The sequence below is a fragment of the Mucilaginibacter inviolabilis genome, from assembly GCF_011089895.1.
Taxonomy (GTDB): Bacteria; Bacteroidota; Bacteroidia; order Sphingobacteriales; family Sphingobacteriaceae; genus Mucilaginibacter; species Mucilaginibacter inviolabilis.
Genome location: NZ_JAANAT010000001.1, coordinates 2,458,634 through 2,476,102, shown reverse-complemented (window position 1 = coordinate 2,476,102; position 17,469 = coordinate 2,458,634). Strand labels below are relative to the sequence as shown.

19 protein-coding genes are annotated in these 17,469 nt (G+C 40.3%); 1 reads left to right on the top strand and 18 read right to left on the bottom strand.

Going from position 1 to position 17,469, the window contains the following annotated elements; genetic code table 11:
- Positions 1-4 precede the first annotated feature (4 nt).
- Together G7092_RS10170 and G7092_RS10165 are read right to left on the bottom strand one after the other, a co-directional pair.
- Positions 5-3,253 (bottom strand): SusC/RagA family TonB-linked outer membrane protein, encoded by a 3,249-nt coding sequence (locus tag G7092_RS10170; RefSeq protein ID WP_166088800.1) that lies wholly within the window; start codon positions 3,251-3,253, stop codon positions 5-7.
- 288 nt (positions 3,254-3,541) lie between these two features.
- Positions 3,542-4,555, bottom strand: coding sequence for a FecR family protein (locus G7092_RS10165; protein WP_166088798.1), 1,014 nt, complete (start codon positions 4,553-4,555; stop codon positions 3,542-3,544).
- 223 nt (positions 4,556-4,778) lie between these two features.
- Between G7092_RS10165 and G7092_RS10160 the strand changes: the two genes are divergently transcribed.
- Positions 4,779-5,375, top strand: a complete 597-nt coding sequence (locus G7092_RS10160) for an RNA polymerase sigma factor (RefSeq protein WP_317169990.1) — start codon at positions 4,779-4,781, stop codon at positions 5,373-5,375.
- A 309-nt stretch (positions 5,376-5,684) separates the two neighbouring features.
- Here G7092_RS10160 and G7092_RS10155 read toward each other — a convergent pair whose 3' ends face one another.
- The 16 genes from G7092_RS10155 to G7092_RS10080 all read right to left on the bottom strand — a co-directional run bounded on the left by G7092_RS10155 (position 5,685) and on the right by G7092_RS10080 (position 17,378).
- Positions 5,685-6,458: an isocitrate lyase/PEP mutase family protein gene (locus tag G7092_RS10155; protein ID WP_166088795.1), complete on the bottom strand. Its 774-nt coding sequence runs from the start codon at positions 6,456-6,458 to the stop codon at positions 5,685-5,687.
- Positions 6,459-6,587: 129 nt separating this feature from the next.
- Positions 6,588-6,968: a YybH family protein gene (locus tag G7092_RS10150; protein ID WP_166088793.1), complete on the bottom strand. Its 381-nt coding sequence runs from the start codon at positions 6,966-6,968 to the stop codon at positions 6,588-6,590.
- Positions 6,969-7,122: 154 nt separating this feature from the next.
- Positions 7,123-7,941, bottom strand: a complete 819-nt coding sequence (locus tag G7092_RS10145; protein ID WP_166088791.1) for a helix-turn-helix domain-containing protein — start codon at positions 7,939-7,941, stop codon at positions 7,123-7,125.
- Between the two features lie 215 nt (positions 7,942-8,156).
- Positions 8,157-8,450: a hypothetical protein gene (locus G7092_RS10140; RefSeq protein WP_166088789.1), complete on the bottom strand. Its 294-nt coding sequence runs from the start codon at positions 8,448-8,450 to the stop codon at positions 8,157-8,159.
- 105 nt (positions 8,451-8,555) lie between these two features.
- Entirely contained in the window at positions 8,556-9,404 is an 849-nt protein-coding gene (locus G7092_RS10135) for a lipase family protein (protein ID WP_166088787.1), read from the bottom strand.
- 39 nt (positions 9,405-9,443) lie between these two features.
- Positions 9,444-10,298, bottom strand: coding sequence for a lipase family protein (locus G7092_RS10130; protein WP_166088785.1), 855 nt, complete (start codon positions 10,296-10,298; stop codon positions 9,444-9,446).
- Between the two features lie 109 nt (positions 10,299-10,407).
- Positions 10,408-11,112 carry a lipase family protein gene (locus G7092_RS10125; protein ID WP_166088783.1) on the bottom strand — a complete coding sequence of 235 codons (705 nt, stop codon included), beginning with the start codon at positions 11,110-11,112 and terminating at the stop codon, positions 10,408-10,410.
- Between the two features lie 213 nt (positions 11,113-11,325).
- On the bottom strand, positions 11,326-11,745 hold the full coding sequence (locus tag G7092_RS10120; protein ID WP_166088782.1) for a thiol-disulfide oxidoreductase DCC family protein: 420 nt from the start codon (positions 11,743-11,745) through the stop codon (positions 11,326-11,328).
- Positions 11,730-12,551, bottom strand: coding sequence for an HTTM domain-containing protein (locus tag G7092_RS10115; protein ID WP_166088780.1), 822 nt, complete (start codon positions 12,549-12,551; stop codon positions 11,730-11,732). Before G7092_RS10115 ends, G7092_RS10120 begins: the two co-directional genes overlap by 16 nt.
- A 7-nt stretch (positions 12,552-12,558) precedes the next feature.
- Entirely contained in the window at positions 12,559-13,110 is a 552-nt protein-coding gene (locus G7092_RS10110; RefSeq protein WP_166088778.1) for a hypothetical protein, read from the bottom strand.
- A 67-nt stretch (positions 13,111-13,177) separates the two neighbouring features.
- Entirely contained in the window at positions 13,178-13,492 is a 315-nt protein-coding gene (locus G7092_RS10105; RefSeq protein WP_166088776.1) for a hypothetical protein, read from the bottom strand.
- Positions 13,493-13,850: 358 nt separating this feature from the next.
- Positions 13,851-14,498, bottom strand: coding sequence for a response regulator transcription factor (locus tag G7092_RS10100; protein WP_166088774.1), 648 nt, complete (start codon positions 14,496-14,498; stop codon positions 13,851-13,853).
- A 185-nt stretch (positions 14,499-14,683) separates the two neighbouring features.
- A complete protein-coding gene (locus tag G7092_RS10095) occupies positions 14,684-15,481 on the bottom strand; it encodes a sensor histidine kinase (protein ID WP_166088772.1) in 798 nt (265 codons plus the stop codon).
- A complete protein-coding gene (locus G7092_RS10090; RefSeq protein ID WP_166088770.1) occupies positions 15,462-16,127 on the bottom strand; it encodes a hypothetical protein in 666 nt (221 codons plus the stop codon). Before G7092_RS10090 ends, G7092_RS10095 begins: the two co-directional genes overlap by 20 nt.
- 21 nt (positions 16,128-16,148) lie before the next feature.
- Positions 16,149-16,628 (bottom strand): hypothetical protein, encoded by a 480-nt coding sequence (locus G7092_RS10085; RefSeq protein ID WP_166088768.1) that lies wholly within the window; start codon positions 16,626-16,628, stop codon positions 16,149-16,151.
- A 147-nt stretch (positions 16,629-16,775) separates the two neighbouring features.
- Positions 16,776-17,378, bottom strand: coding sequence for a phosphatase PAP2 family protein (locus G7092_RS10080; protein ID WP_166088765.1), 603 nt, complete (start codon positions 17,376-17,378; stop codon positions 16,776-16,778).
- Positions 17,379-17,469 lie beyond the last annotated feature (91 nt).

Below are 17,469 nucleotides of genomic sequence, written 5' to 3'. Positions count from 1 at the left end.
CAGATTAGAAACCAACATTTAATCCAAGTAAAAAAGTACGGGTGCTTGGGTATGGGCCACGGCCGTCAATACCTGGGCCTAGGCCGGTATCAGCAATAAAATCTGGGTCGTTACCAGTGTATTTGGTCATAGTGGCCAGGTTTTGCCCGGATACATAAACCCGCAGATTACGTATGTAATTGGTTTTTAACTTAAAAGTATAACCAAACGTTACCTCGTCAAGCTTTACAAATGTTCCGCTTTCCAGGTAGTAATCAGAGTACATATAGGTATCATTGATTTGGGAATACTTGGTAAAGGCGCTTCTTAACAGGTTGGTTTTACTTACCTTATTGCCATAAGATATAGCGGTGGTATTTAAGATGTCGTAATCAAATTTACCTCTTAAAAACACCCTCAGATCAAAACCTTTGTAGTTAAAGGTGTTTGTCCAGGAGGCGTAATATTTAGGTATGGCATTACCGATAGGGGCGTAATCGGTAACATTACGATCAAAAGAGTTATTGATTTGATCATTACGAACTTTTGAACCGTCGCGTTTGTAAAACAACCATTTGCCGTCGGCATCAAATCCTGCAAAGCGTTTACCCCAGAACTCGCCCAGCTTGCCACCTTCGTATGTTCGGATAGCATCGCCCAAAGCACCAAAGCCGCCAATACCGCCAAAGGTTTTATACTCCTGTTTGTAAATGGAATTAGAATAAGAATCAAGCGTGTTTTTGGTAGTGCTGGCGGCTAAGTCCATGTTCCATTTAAAGTTTTTGTTTTTGATGGCAGCAAAACTTAATGATAACTCAATACCCTTGGCCGATATAGTACCCACATTGGCATAGATACTTGAGCGGATGAACGGTGGTTGCGGTGTTACATAGGTATCCAGCAGATCCTGTGTTTTACGGTTGTACACATCAATAGCACCGGTAATGCGGTTGTTAAAAAGAGTAAAATCGGCACCGATGTTCAGCTCTTTCTTTTTCTCATAACGCAGATCGGGGTTAGGATTACGGTCTGGGCCGTAGGTTTGGCGATATTCACCGTCGGGGAAACGATAGATGCCACCTGTACCGAGCGTAACCAGTGAGGCATAATTATTAAAGCCCGAGTTACCGGTAATACCGTAACCAACTCTTAGTTTAAGGTAATTAATGAAGTTTACATTCTTCATGAAATCCTCGCGGGTAACTGCCCAACCGGCAGAAGCTGCCGGGAAATATCCCCATTTATGGTTAGCGCCAAATCTGGATGAGCCTTCTTTACGTAATATGAATTGAGCCAGGTATTTATCATTAAAAGAATAATTTACCCTGCCAAAAAAAGCAATCAGCTTATTATCGTTTTTATAGCTTCCCATGCCTGCTTTACCGGCAGATAGCTGGTTACCGGCGCCGAGGTTGTTTTCTTCAAAAATGTCGTTTACAAAACCATAGTTATTGGCGTTAAAACCTTCGTTAACATTATAGCGGTAACTATAACCAAATATGGCGGTAAGGGTTTGGTCATGCGCAAACGTACGGTTATACTGAATGGTAGGCTCAACGGCAAAGTTCTGGTTTAAAGCAGTTGCCCTTGATGCATAACCTCCATTTTTATAAACATCATTCTCAATGGAAAACTCACTTTTCAGATCGCGGTAGGCACCATCAATATAACTGTCGCGTTGTACCGAACCAAAAATTGAAGCCTTTAGGCCATCAATAATCTGCAGATCCATTTTGGCGTCGGCAGCGGTAGTTTGCTGTTTACGCTTATTGGTTTCCTGCATTAAACGTGCAAGCTGGTTGGTACTGGTGTTTTCAAAATAAAAGCTGCCGTCGGGATTATAGTTAGATAGTGTAGGGTTTTTACTGAGCTGATCTTCCCAACCACCGCCGCCTAATAAATTGGCGTTGTTAAAGTTGGTAACGAGGTTTATTTGTGTAGTTAAACGGTCTTTAAGGCCTTTTTGGTTAACGTTTAAACGAAGGGTGTATTCCCTGCGATCGTTTTGTTTGGCAAAGCCCTCCAGGTTACGATAATTGATGCTGGCGCGATAGCTGGTCTTGTCGGTTCCGCCCATCAACGAAAAGTTGTGGTTTTGCGACAGGTTATTTTTATGTACCAGGTCGTTAAAAAAATCGGAGGTATGACCATAATCGGTAGCATCAAGCTGTTTCGAATTGATCTTATCCCTAAATTCAGCCGCGGTTAAAAAATCTGGGCGCTTAGACAGATACTCCCTTCGGAAGTAGTTGGAATAAGCATATTGCGGTGGACCAGCCTTACCCTTTTTGGTAGTTACCAAAATTACACCTGCATTGGCGCTTGTACCATAAATGGCTGCACCCGATCCGTCTTTCAATACGTCTATAGATTCTATATCGTCCTGTTGTAAAAGGTCAAGGTTACCGCCTGGTATACCATCAATTACAATCAGCGGACCCGAATCGCCGGTTACGGTTACAACACCCCGCAATTGTATGGCAACACCCGAGTTTGGGTTTGAGCCTCCTGTACGGGTGATTTGTAAGCCGGCAACTTTACCCTGTATGAGATCAAGCGCGTTACGCGAACCGCTTTGTCTGAAATCGGCTGTATCGGTATGGGCTGTGGCCGATGTGATCTCGCCTTTCTTTTGCGAGCCATAACCCACTACTACGATCTCATTCAGGTTATTGGCCGCAGGTTGTAACGATATGTTGAGCAGACGGCCTTTATTAACCGGAACTTCTGCCGTTTGATAACCAATATATGAGGCTACCAGTGTACCATTATCGGGTACTAAAATACTGTAAGAGCCACTGGCATCCGTTACCACACCTAAAGTGCCGCCTTTTACCCGGATAGATACACCTATCAGGGGCTCGCCGGTTGTCTTATCGGTCACCTTTCCCTTTACCGTAATATCATCGGCCACTACCGGAGCCTTAGCTCCAGGTAGCTTAGTGACCGGTGCCGGTTTAGGAACCAATAAGATATAGTTGTTCCATTGCTTATACATCAGGCCTGTACGATTAAGCAATAGTAAAAGCGTTTCTTCTACCGTGCGGTTGGCCTTAGGTAAGGTGATATGCTGATAGTCTTTCATTTCGCTGCGTTTAAAGGCAAATCGAAAATCTGTTTGTTTTTCAATTTGCTTTACCGCGTACTCCAGGTTGTTATTGTTAACGCCCAGGTTAACATTAACATCCCTGATGGTTTGACCTTTTATTTCGCTGGCCAGCAGTGTACTGCAGCAAATAGTCAAAACGGTTAAGGTTACGGTGGTATACCTCATGACACTTAGGAGAATTGAAATTGATGAAGAATTCCTTTGAGGAGGAGAAAAAAATTTTAACAGTAAAAATTTCATAATTTTACTTTGATTTAAGCGGTTCACAAACTTGTTTAAACTCAATCAGATAAGCAGAGATATCAGCTCTGCTATCAAATAAAAGCCGTTGTGGTTGGCGCCACAGCGGTTTTTTTTAATGAGGGTGCGCCATCTGTAACAGGTGGCTTTGGGAGAGTTAGGTTTTTTTCATATTTCTCTGTTATTTAATTTAATAGGGTTATTATTAATTGTTTATTGTTGTTGTTTTTGGATAATAAAGATGTTGCCTTGCTGCTTATAGCTAAAATGTGCTATTTCGCTTAGTACATTTAATACCTGGCCAATATGTTCGTGCTTTAAAAAGGAAGCGCTAAACCTGCGCGACCGGATCTGCGGATCGGTCAATGTTATTTTAATATCATACCATCTTTCCAGTGTATTCACCGCATCGGCCATCTTTATATTATCAAAAATGAGATCACCGAACATCCACCTTAATTTGGAGAGAACCACCGGGTACTTTTTTGATATCTTGCTGATGCTATTATAGCTTAAACCCTGTTCGGCGGTTAATACCCCTAATTGCTGATCTATAAGCCCTACACTTACTTTACCACGGGCTACTGTTACATCAAACTCATTTGATCCATAGGCTTTAATATCAAAGGCGGTCCCCAATACCTGTGTGGATACTTTGCCGGTATGTATAATAAATGGTCTTGATGCATCATGTGCTACATCAAAATAAGCCTCGCCGTCTAGAAATAGTTCTCTTTTTGTTCCTGTAAATTTTACCGGAAATTTTAATTTGCTGCCTGAGTTTATCCAAACAATGGTGCCATCGGGCAATTGTATTTGTATCTTTTGACCAAAGGGTACCGTTTTTTCTTCGTAAACCACCTTTTGCTGAAGTGCCGGTCTTCTTAAATAGTAATAAATAGCCGATCCTAACCCTAAAAAAAGTAATAAACCGGCAGCTATAGAGATAAGTCGCCTGAAGGGGAAAACAGGTTTGTTCGTTATAATTTCGTTATTGTAATGGCCAAATTTTGGATCGGCTACTATTTTTTGATACAGTAGTTCGCTTTGCAGATCGTCAAATGAATAAACATTTTCTTCAAGTTCCCATTGCTCTTTCATTAACCGATGCAACTCTTCATCGGTTGAGGCACTGGAAATATAATGCATCAATTCTTCCAGATCATTTTTAGTGATGGTGTTATCGATATATTGTTTAAGCAGGTTATTGATGCTTTCTTTATTCATAGTATAGATATCAGAAGGTAATATATGGCGTAATACAACCCGGAATTGCTTTAGGGCTAGTGCAGTTTCAAAAAAATATTTTTTTATTTATGGTCACTATGCTCAAATTCACGGCGTAATGAAAAAACGTTTTACATTGGGTAAAAAAGCCGTTTTGATTATATATTGTTTATTGGTAATATTTTTTAGATTTGATTTATTGTAGACCCATCAACCCGATTTTGTGAAGCTACTTGAAACCCCTGCAGCAAATTATGTAAGCCGTCTGAAAAACTCAGATCAGGTCGCTTTTCGCGAATTATATGATATATATGGTAAACGGCTTTATAATTTTACTTACCGGTTTTTAAAAAGTAAGGAACAAAGCGAAGAGATGGTACAGGAGTCTTTTCTGAATCTTTGGATAAATCGAGAAAAGCTAAAAGAAGAATATCCCATAGGACCCTACCTGTTTACCATTGGCAGGCGGTTAACACTTAACTCCATGAAAAAAGCAGCCGCTTCTAAAGAAGGGCTGGAACGTTTGTGGGCATCCATAACTGAGTTGCACAATGAGGCCGAAGAACAGGTGATTTTAAATAGTTTACAGGCATTTGCCGCTTCGGCATTAAATAATTTACCTCCGCAGCAACAATTGGTTTTTAGAATGAGCAGGGAAGAGGGGCTTTCCTATGAACAAATTGCCGAACGTTTGCAGATATCCAGGAATACGGTAAAAAACCACCTGGTTGCCGCACTTAAAAATATGAAAGGTCAGTTTGCACAATCAGATGTTGGGTATTTTATGCTGTTGTCTCTGTCGTTATATTATATGAATTAAGCAGTACGCGCGGGTACTTGAATGAGCAAAAAGTGGGTTTACATAAATTTGCCCTATTTTTTCATATACTATTGATAATCAATAATGTAAATAGATGTTAACCGTGAAAAGTGTAAACCCACTTTTTAACAAAATAGTCCAAAAAGAGGGGTGTCACCCTGAGCTCCGTCGAAGGGTAGAGCGCAAAGGCCCGCCCACCATGCTTCGACGGAGCTCAGCATGAAACCCGTTTGAGGATAACTGTCAATGATGGGCTATTACTTTCCCCGGGAGGGTTTGGGTGGGGGGTACCATCCTTTTAAGTATAGTTTAAAAAAGACTATCGAAACTGCCTTCCTCTATAATTTGATCAATTGTGGTATTCATTTTCTGGTAAATCGATCTGTTTAAGAAGGCGCCTATGCTAATTCTTTTAACACCAGCCTCTTGTAATTGCTTAAAGTTGGGTAAACCGGGTATACACATTACATTGATGGGCAGCTTTGTGCTTTGGGTAAGCTTTTGCATATCCGATATCTGGCTTACGCAAGGAAAAAATAAGCCATGTACCCCCGTATTTTGATAGAGGGCTATCCTGCTAAGAGCGTCTTCCAAAGCATTGGGCAAGCCCAGCAGAAAAGAATCTGAACGCAAATTGATAAAGATCTTTATATTTTCGGCATTTAGCAGCTCGCATATACGTGTTAGCTTCTCTGCAAAAATTTCTGCATTTCCAATACTTCTTTGCCCGTTAACCACCACCGAGTCTTCTATGTTGATGCCTGATACACCGAGATTGTACAACTGAATGATGTTGCCTACTATTTGCTCCGGAGTATCGCCATAACCAGCTTCCAGGTCGACAGAAAAGGGAATGGACACCGATGCCGCGATACGTTTCACAACAAAAAGGTAATCTTCAAAAGGGATATCCTGTCCGTCTTCATATCCTAAAGTTTCGGCTAATGCAAAGCTGGAGGTGGCTATAGCCTTAAAGTTTTTTTGCTCAAATACTTTAGCGCTTTGCACATTCCAAACATTGCCTATTAATAAAGGTTCTGATTGCTGGTGTAGGGCTAAAAACGGTTCAAATTTATTTTTCATCTGTATATTTATTATGTTGATACGAAATTAAGATACTCCGCTATCCGGAAATTGTACAAATCGGAAATATGAGATTATTAAGATATAAAAGGCCGGCAAATTTGCTGGCCTTTTATAGGGTTGCCGATATTAAGCTACAAGATCAGCTTCGGCGCCAAAAGCATGATCGAACAAAATTTTCCAGCTGCCGTCAGCCTGTTGCTTCATTATTTCAATTCCTTTGGCGCTTATCTTAACCTCGCCATTGTCGGTAATGCTCCATTCAGACCGGCCCAAAGCCGTATCGCCGGTTTGGATGCAGTAAACGGTTTTAATATCCATTTTACCTTTGATGGATAATATACCTTTAATGGCTTCTTCAAAATTTTCTTTTCCGGAAACAGGTTTGCCGGGTTCTGGGACAATAATACCGGTAACATCATACATACTTAATACCGTGTCTACATTGCCGGTGTTAAAGGCACTTGCCAATGTTGCGTGTACCTCTTCTGGTTTTTTTGCTAATTTCATTTTTGCTGATTTTTTATTTGTTGATACAAAATTATGCTGCCTGGATTTCAGGAAATTGTACAAATCGGCAATGATGGGTCAGCAATTTTAAAATTCGCTTAAATAGAGCTCAATTTTAATAATTGAAAAAAGTGCAGTGGAGAATAGCAGAAGATTAATTGCCCGCCAGCACCTGGTTAATAGGAGATGCCTGTGCTGCAAAGGAATTGGGCGTTATGCCGGTAAACGACTTAAACTCCCTGATAAAGTGCGACTGATCGAAATAGCCCGACTCATACGCAATGTTGGTTAAGTTTTGCCCATTGGCATTTACCAGGTTCAGGCTATGCTGAAAGCGGTTTATTTTGCAAAATAACTTTGGCGGCAGCCCGGTGTATTGCGAAAACAACATATTCAGATAACGTGCTGATATATTATTACGAACCGAGATAGCTTCTATTTTTTCGTTGCCGGAATTGTTGTGATATAAACTATGCACAATCTGACCAATGAAATTGATCTTGCTGTGCTTTTTCTCAAATAGCACCAGTCTGTTCCATAAATAATCTTCAATTAAGGCTATCCGCTTATCCAGATCATTGGTATCCAGCAAACGGGCATATAGGGTTTTTACCGATGTACCCATCAGATCGGAGGCGTTAACAACCTCATTATTAAACTCGGCCACGCTTTCATTAAAAAAATAAGCTGCTGAATGTGGATAGAACCGTACACCCATCATCGTGTTTTCGCCTAATGATTTAATGGATAATGGTTTAGTGATTTGACCCCAAAGCTCAATGGGAGGGGTAGTATAAAAAGCACCATCCTTTTTAGCCTGCCAATGACCTTGGCCCAGATTAAAAATTATTTCCGTATTGCCGCTCGGGAATACAATATCATCATAATCCACCGCCGAACCCGACTCGTAATAATACAAGCACTTGATATAAGGCTTAAGTCGCTCCCCCGGTGCAAATTCTTTAAATATCATCTATTGTTTTATTTCAACATATCCGTGAGGATAATTTATCTATCCCAAACAATCTATTTATAAAGTTAAGTAAAATAACTGTTTGACTGTTAAATGCATATCTTATTACACGTAGTTAACTTTTAAATAATCAGCACAAATAAATAAAGAATACAATTGCATAAATTGTATAAAACGGAAGTGTTTTGGAAAGTTTTTGTGTTGTTTAAACCGAGTTATTCACCACTATCAACCAAATCTACTTTTAAGCCAAAATCTTCGCGGCTTAGTTTTCCTTTACGTAACTGGTTAATGTATTTGAGTACACTCATGCGGTCCAGCTCATCTTGATAGAGTGCGCGGTCTTCGTCGGTTTTGGGTCCATCCTGTAGTTTCATCCGGATAGAGGAACGGGAGAGTTCTTCCTCCAACTCATCGAGCGGACAGGCATAAAACTGCTTAAACATTTTTTTAGGAAACGAGATGCGCATCTTTTTTGATTTAATGATAGCATTATACTGCAAACTCATGTTTAAGCCATCATGAATTATGTGTTAATAACAAAGCCCGTAAATGTTTCCATTTACAGGCTTTTTGCTTTCCACGGGTAGGTTTATATATGATGAATTAAGGGCTTAGGTTGTGGCACAGGTACCTAAAATACTGGCTGGCGCACCTAACAGGTATAAATAAGTAGTCAGATAGTGATAGCATCCTATGGACTGTTTTACGTTAGGATCAAGCAAAGAATTAAGCTCGAAACCCACAGGTACGGCGCTGTATCCCAGCCACAATAAAATTTTAGGCACCACATCTGGTTCGTTATATATGCGGTAACTTTCGGATATAACGGTGTTGTAATATTTAACAAAATCAGCATTGCCGGTACATGGCGATGCGTAGGTATAAATAACAACCGACCGTTTGCTGTTAGTAGCCGCCATATGTAAACCATATAAAGTTGCCAGGCTTGCACCCAAACTATGCCCGGCTACGGTTACCTGTGTATAATTATCCAGGTTAAATACGCTTTTCAGACCAGGAACTACGGTTTCGCTCAGGGCAATGGCGTTCTCTATTGATGAGGCACCGGGTACTAAGATCTTAAGACTGTTATACAGATCTAAAAAACCAGCAACTACATTGCCTGAGTTAGGCGCAAACGGACAAGGCACCGGATACGCATGCAGGTTGTCCCACCATTCCATCCAGCCTACGGTGCCGCGGATGGCGATAACGATATTGGAGGGATTCGACAGGTTGATAGCGGCAAATCCAAAATAAACCGGCTTTAAGATCGGTCCGAAGAAATTGCTCATCTGGATATTGAAAAGCAAACGATAGCCGCTTGGAAATTCCGGGTACTGATCCTGAGTAGGGCTCAGCACATCGGGGAAAGCATTATAAACGTCGTAAGCTGCCTTTATAAAATACCCATAATCCAACGCGGATGGAGGCATAACGCCAAATTTTTGATTTTTCATGATTGAGATTTTTGTGCTATTCCATCATTAGTATAGTTGTTATGGTGTAGTAACCGTGCAGGGAGCACCTACGAGGCTTGACTCACCACCCACCAGGTATAAATAAGTACCCAGTGAATGAAAACATCCTATGGTTTGCTTTATCCACGAATCTAACAGGGAGTTTACCTCAATGCCTACCGGAACATGGCTGTAACCCAGTAATAACAGCGATTTAGGAACGATGTCCGGTTCGTTGTAAATGCGGTAGCTTTCATGGATAATAGTATTGTAATAATTAACAAAATCCTGATCACCTGTGCATGGCGAGGCGAAGGTATAAATAGATACTTCCTTGTCGCTGTTTTTGGCGGCCATGTCTACACCATATAAAGTTACCAGGCTCGATCCCAGGCTGTGGCCAACCATGGTTACCTGTTTGTATTTACCCAGGTCAAATTCGCTTTTTAATCCGGCAACTACAGTTTCCCTAAGTGCGATGGTGTTACCGGTACTTCCCGGATTTGAAATATGAAGACTGCTATAAAGCTCTAAAAAACCGCTTTCTACTTTGCCCGAGTTTGGTGCAAATGGGCAGGGTGTGGATGAAACCTGGAAATCATCCCACCATTCCATGATACTTTTTGTTCCGCGGATGGCAACAACAATGCTGGTAGGGTTAGCATTATCAACTGCTATAAAACCAAAATAAGCCGTGGTTTTATCTGTTCCTAAAAAATCATTCATCTGGATATTGGCCACTAAAGTATACCCGCCTGGAAAGCTTGGATATTGATCTTGAGTGGGGCTCAGTACCGTTGGATAAAGGGTATAAACGTCAATTGCTGCTTTTACAAAAAGCCCATACTGAAGCGCGCTTGGTGGTACCGTAGCGCTAAGGTTTTGATTTTTCATAATTAAATTTTTTTGATAGAGGATGATTATCTTATTGTTCAGTTCTGCCATGCGCGTGGCGGTATAACCCTGCCACGGCGCAAAAGCAGATCAGTCAGCTTTATTTTAATTAATGCACTGGAGCGAGGCAGCCATGGTCTATTATATCTTGGTCTATTGTATCTTGTTTAGGATTCTTCAGCAAGAATAAATAGGTGTACAGCGAATGCCAGCATGCTTCATATCGCGCTATCAACGGATAGTCCAGGGAGTTTAGTGGAACCTCTTCCGCCGAAACGTGCTCATAACCCAGCAATGACGACGGCGAATTGGGAACGGTATCCGGTTCGTTGTAAATGCGGTAGGTTTGTGGGCCAGCCTTTTGGTAATAATCAACAAAGGTCTTGTCGCCGACACGTGGCGAAGCCAGGGTATAAATAATTACATTTTTGTTTTGTTTTTTGGCCGCCGCGACGTGCGCGCCATATAAAGTTACCAGGCTCGATCCCAGGCTGTGGCCAATCATGGTTATCGTTTTGAATGAAGCAACCAGGATCGCATCCTTATCTTCAACCTGATTCGTTCCCGGGTACCAAAGTTGGAGAGTATCATACAGGTCTCTAAAGCCTCTTTCTACATTAACCTCCACTTGGCCTTCGGATTTCCAAGGTACAAGGGCGGTTTCGGCATCGATCTTCTCTTCCGGGGTGGTTTGAGTTCCACGGATAGCAACAACAAGGTCGTGGTTGTTATCAATAGCTATAAAACCAAAATGGGTTGGGGTGGGTGTAGGGGAAGGGACAAGAGGATTATCGCTTGGAGGAGTATCGTTCATCTGGATGTTGTACAATAATTTATACCCCTCTGGAAAAACTACTCCATAATCCTTCTGGGTAGGATTCAGTACATTTGGGTAAGTTTTATGAAACTCAATGGCGATTTTTAAAAATTGAGCATAAAAAAGTGCATCTGATTGAACACTGGCGTTTTGATCTTTCATACTTAAATGAATTTTAATGGTGGGTGATGATTTAAATAATAGGTGTATCTAGCTTAAAAATTTATGTTTTACCTGTGCAGTGGGCACCATACAGGTTGCCGATTGCCCAAACAAAGTGTACCGTTTCTGCGCGAACGATTGGTAGATGCGGTTACCAATGGATGTGGGTACCAGCTGGGCCAGGTAAGCCAATGGCAGCCAAATGGTACTCAGTTTTTTGATGATGTGGATCACGGCGGTGGCTTCGGTATAAACCTCATCGCCGTGAATCACCACAACACTGTTCAATTCCTGGAAATCAATCCCAAACCTGGCCGACAGGCGCACTGCCGTATGACTCTGTAAGGGCGCAAATGCAAACCTGTCGGCCTTATCATGTGCTATTACGTAGTTGATATAGCTATTGCAAAAATTGCACACGCCATCAAACAGGATAATATCCTTATGCTTATTTAAAACAGGTGCCATGGCATTTGGTGATTGATAAAGTATAGCGCGGGATAAGTAGCCATAAACGCCCAGAAAAAGGAATTAAGGCCCATAATAAGCGCGGTAAGGAAATGGAATGTAAAACCCCAGATCAGGAAGATCATGGCATATTGCCAGGGTAAAAACAAACACAATGGGAACAGTGTTTCCATGATCATCACATTCCAGCATAGAAAGCTATTAGCAGCAGGATATTTTTGAAGAAACATCGTGGCTTTTTTTGATCCGTATGTTTTTGTAGAAAATACATCCTTAACAGCAGTTCCGCTACGCCATTCAGACGATACCAGTTTAGCAATACCTGCTACTGCATAAGATAGGCAGGCCTGCAAGCCAATAAACCATAAACCAATTTCGGTTAACCGCGGAGAAGATAGGCCCGGCAGGTTGCATATGATTAAGGTGATGATAATGAGCATGCTCATCTGATCAGATCCGTCGCTGCCATAATAGGTAATCAGCGAACTGGTTAACAGGCTAACTCCTAATAAGCTTATTAGTATCCAGCCAAAAGTAGATTGCAGCGGAAAAAATAATAACCCAATAAGAAGCAGGCAACGGATGATAAATAATGCCGCCAGTCCCTGCTCGTTAAAGAGTTTAAAAAGAGGTTTTAATAAAGTTTTTTGATCCTGATTACTCCATTTAAGTTGCATTACATTCCAGGAAAGTAAGCCATTGGATGAGAATATCTGGATTTTTTTAATGTACTCCATGGCCGAGATGAATACGCCAACGCTCAGGATGAGGAGTATAAGCTGGGTAGTATTGTTAAATGAGATCATGACTGTTTTATATTTGATGAAAAACGGATAGTAATACCAATGCCGGTTCGGTTTCTTTTTGATAACCCGATGTTTCGGCCAGCATAAACTGGCGCTGAGCGTCTGGTGATTGCTTTTTACGCTGACTAACAGCATGTAGTACAACGATATAAGGCATCGAGAACATGAGCAGATTAAGATTTACTTCTTCTTTACGGTAAGCGGGTATAATGGATACGAGGCTCTGAACCACGTCTGATAGTATCTTTTTATCGCGCTTTTCGGGGTTCCACAACCACGACCAAAAGCTGCGTTCTTCGGTGATGTCGATTTCATGCCATTCACTGTAATTATCCTCAGTAATTTTATCGCGGTACAGCAGGTGATAATCTCTTTTACCGGGGTGGGGAGCAAAAAATGTCCACAAGGGGATAAGGCCAAATACATCAACCTTATGTTTAAAAAAGTTTGATAACTGATTATCTTTAAACTGGCAAATGATGGTTATTAAAAACCAAAAGGCCAGGAAAACTGTTACTATAATCTCATATATAACAGTTGCATCTAATTTTGCCATCATAATTTTACTTGTTTAATGATTAAAGAAAGGAGAGCATTGGCCGATGCTCTCCTCCATAGGTTTTTAATTAATTGAATTTTTTGCGAAGCTCAATCAGTTTATCTAATGATAAACCTTCTTGTGCATGAGCATTCAATGATTTGCTCACTTCGTCATTAGCTTCTTTACCAGCAATGATAGCAGTAGCTACCTGAGCAACGTTGGCTACAACTGGAGTTGCTTTAACTGCTACTTTAGTAGCTGCAATAGCAGTACGGGCTATAGCTGCAATAAATGCTGCTGAACCTACTTCTGCTTCTACGGTTTTGCTGTCACCTTTTAATTCAGCGATCAATGCATCAAGGGCAGCTAATTCTGCCTGGGTTAAACTTAACTTTGCCATTTCTTTGTTTTTTTTTGATTAGATGTAAATAAATTTGGTTTTTGTGCCTTCATTGAAGCTTCATTGCACAACATAAAGTACGGGAGAGATGACGCGTTTTACCACAGTATAAATACCTAATTAGTAGATAAAGTATTTTTACGTGCTATAAGTAAATAGCGCATATTATGCTGTTTATCAGTTTGTTATTTGTGCTTATTTTTGAGTATAAAACTTTTAGGAATACACTCAAAAGGCCAAAAATGCCTGGATAAGGGAGGGAAGAGGTACTCGATTTTTTGCACCAAAAATGAGTCGGTTATGTGACTATAACCGCTTAAAAATACTACCTCTTAAAATTTGATGAATAGGAGGGGGTTTATATCACTCCGTTTTTAACAGCAAACATCACTAAACCGGCGGTATTACGTACGCCAATTTTTTCGATAATACGTTGCCTGATACCCTCTACAGAGCGGGGACTTAAAAATAGTTCTGAGCCTATTTCGGTAGCAGTTTTTTCGTTACATATCATTTTCAATACATCCAGTTCGCGCTCAGAAAATTCAACATCCTGGTTAAATGATGGTTTAACATTGCCTTTAATAACCAATTTTTTTAACAGGGCCTTGTTTACAATATCATTAAAATAATATCCATCCTCATGAACGGAGTAAATAGCTTTACGGATCTCCTTGGGGTCGGCATTTTTAAGCAGGTAGCCATTAGCTCCATTTTCCATCAGGTGTATAATGAATTTGGCCTCATCATACATAGTCACTATCAATATTTTAATGTTATCGTATTTCTTGCGGATTTGTTTGGTTGCTTCCATGCCATCCATAATGGGCATTTTCAGATCCATTAAAATAACATCGGGCTGTATGAGTTCAATCTGCTGCAATAACTCCTCGCCGTTATCCGCCTCAAGTACTACCTCCAGGTTTTTATCCCGGTTAAGCCCTACTTTTAATCCATCTCTGAATATGGCATAATCATCGGCTATGGCTACTTTTATTTTTTGCATTATTATTTAGGTTGTTGCCATAAAAATAATTAAACTTTCATGAAAAAAAATAATAAATATTCCTAAAAGCTATAAATGCTATATATATACTATAGTTTAAGCTTTTGAATTAAAAAATGAATAGCATGAATGCCTTTTGCTGCAGTGATTGCAAGAAGGATTTAGTATTATAAGGCAGTTTTGTCCTAATCAATAGGTACCGAAATATCAATGGCGTATCCGCCTGCGTGGTGCGAAAATTTAAGATCAGCCTTGAGCAGAATTATCCGATTTTGTATGTTTTTTAGGCCCAGTCCGTCTTTTTTAAACCTTAATTCCTCAAAATGAGTTTGCGTAAGGCCATTGCCATTATGAGTAATGGTTAGCATTAACGTTTTATTCAGATAGATAGACCGTACAAATATTTTTGTGGCCCTGGCATGTTTGGTTATATTATGGATAAACTCCTGCACAATACGATAAATACTGATATCGTTTTGTCCTACCTGGGTGGGGTAGCTGTTATCTAATGTCACATTGATCTCTACGATAGATTCGTGCGATATTTTGCTGCAAAAATGACTAATAGCTTCATTTAAACCAAACTCCTGCAATATACTGGAATGCAGGCTGTGCGATACGCTCCGTATTTTATTGATCCCCTCATCCAGCAGATCCCGGCCTTTTTGATATAAACGTTGACTCTGTTCGTCGCAATCTTCCGTATTAACACTGTAAAAATGCAGACTTGATGAGCCTAATAAAGCTCCTATTTCATCGTGCAATTCTTCGGCAATGCGATGGCGTTCAATTTCCTCACTTCTTACCGCAGCCTCTATCAGCTGGTTTTTCTGCGCATTTTGCATGGCCTGTAGCTCATTCTGGTACTGCAGTTTTTTGCGTTGTGTGAATATGAAAATAAGTAACAGGCTTATAAAAAGCATCAACATGGCGGCAATCCCAACTACCAGTAACAAACGAATATCATTGCTCCCTTGATTCATAAAAACCTTTGGCTATAAACAAGTTAAACACAATATAGGAGATGTTGTGTGCATTCCATAGCGTTACTGCAAAGTGTTGCAAACGTATTGTTAACTCGTTGTATAAAAGAAATATAAAGAAATTAATTGTAACATAAATACCCAAACCGGTAACTATCCAAAAGTCTGAGTTGAAAATATTGACATCCACATGGTCGTTAATTTTAAATAGATAGTACTGGAGTGTATAAAACAATAGTAGAATGGCTTCAACCGATAACAAACGGCTGCTTAGCTTCCAGTAATCAAAAAAGTTTTCGTAAAAGCAAAAATTGATAACAACAAAGGCTATAAAGAAAAAAGGAATGATTTTTTTTATGGTTGTTAAAAAAGGTTGTTTAAGCTTTATAAAAAAGGTGCTGAATAAAAAAAAACGTATAACTGAATGCAGGTTGTACAAATAATTATTGGAGTTATACTTAGGGGGCAAAATAGTGCGTATTTTCCAGGTCAGATCAATAGCCAGGTTAATAAAAAGGGCTATCCAAACGTAAAAAACAACCGGCTTAAGAACAGCCGGCTGTTTTTTAAATGGTAATAAGGATATAGGTATTAATAACGCCCAAACTTCTGACCAATCAATAACGATCTGAAATACTTTAAACATTCGGGAATATGGTCAGATGATTTAACTAATAGTTGCTGGTGGTGATGGATTAGTGTTGATCGGGACACTGGGAGCCGGTTGATGAACATCGCCTACGCCTGATCTTTTATATCGCTGAACATCATAATAAATGTGGCGGGTATCATTCACATCTGGTACAAATACCAGGTAATCGGGTTTGTCGCCATTAGGGTCTGGGGTGTTGATAAGCAATAACATATCGGCCAGGGATATGATATTGTTACTCATGATAAGTGGTCCGCTCAGCTCCAGTGCGTTATTATTATAATCCTCTAATGTATCGTAATAGCTGCTGTACTGATTGGCCGGCGACATATGCGCATAGGATATCAGCTGTAGCGGTTTGCTATCGTCATCAGTGGCCGCAAAAAAATACGAAAACACAAAACTATCAATGCCGGGTGAATTATTAATTAGGGCCTGGATGGCACTGATCTCGTACTTTAACCAGAAAAATTTGAGTGTTTGAATCTCTTCCATAGTAGTGTTTAGTTTTTATATGACAAATGTATAGGATGACAACGGAGTAGCTAAGCGTATAAATACCTGAAATTTTTATTCCGTATTTCTACGTAGCTTGCAATAGGGTTGTTTTCTTTATGGTTAAAACAATTTATAAATCAGCAGCTATTTTTTTAATGACTGTAATATAAAAGTTGATCCCACGCCCAAAGCAGCGCCGGCAGCTACATCGGTAGGGTAATGTACACCCAGGTACATACGCGAATAACTTACCGAACCCGCCCACAAAAATGCCGGCGCTATCACATACCATTTAGGATATGCGCGGGCCAGAGCCGTTGCGGTAGCAAAGCTGCTGGAAGTATGCCCCGAAGGGAAGGAGGTACTACCAGCCCGGTAAACAGGTACAATATTAATATTCTGTACAAACGGACGCGGGCGTTTAACAATATGTTTAATTAAAAAGGTAAGTCCGGTTGATAGCAGGGTACTGCTGGCTACATATATGGAATTTTGCCGCATTTGTTTATCGTTACTGATTACACCTGCTGCCAGCAAACCTACCGGAACACCAATATCGCCATATAAATGCGTACGTGACAGAAACATAAATACGCCGGTTTGCTCTGGTGTACGTTGATTTTGCAGATCGATCATGATACGATCATCCAACTGCTGCAGGCCTGATTGCGCTCGTGATGATAAACTAAATGAAAGGGTAAATAATAAAAAGAGGCAAAAAAGGTATGTTTTTTGGACCAGCTTCATAGGTATTGCAGGTTTGGTATTACAGTAAATATAAGATGCTTATTTCAAATGTAGGTACTTTAAGGCATTATTAAGTCCTGGTTTGTTATTT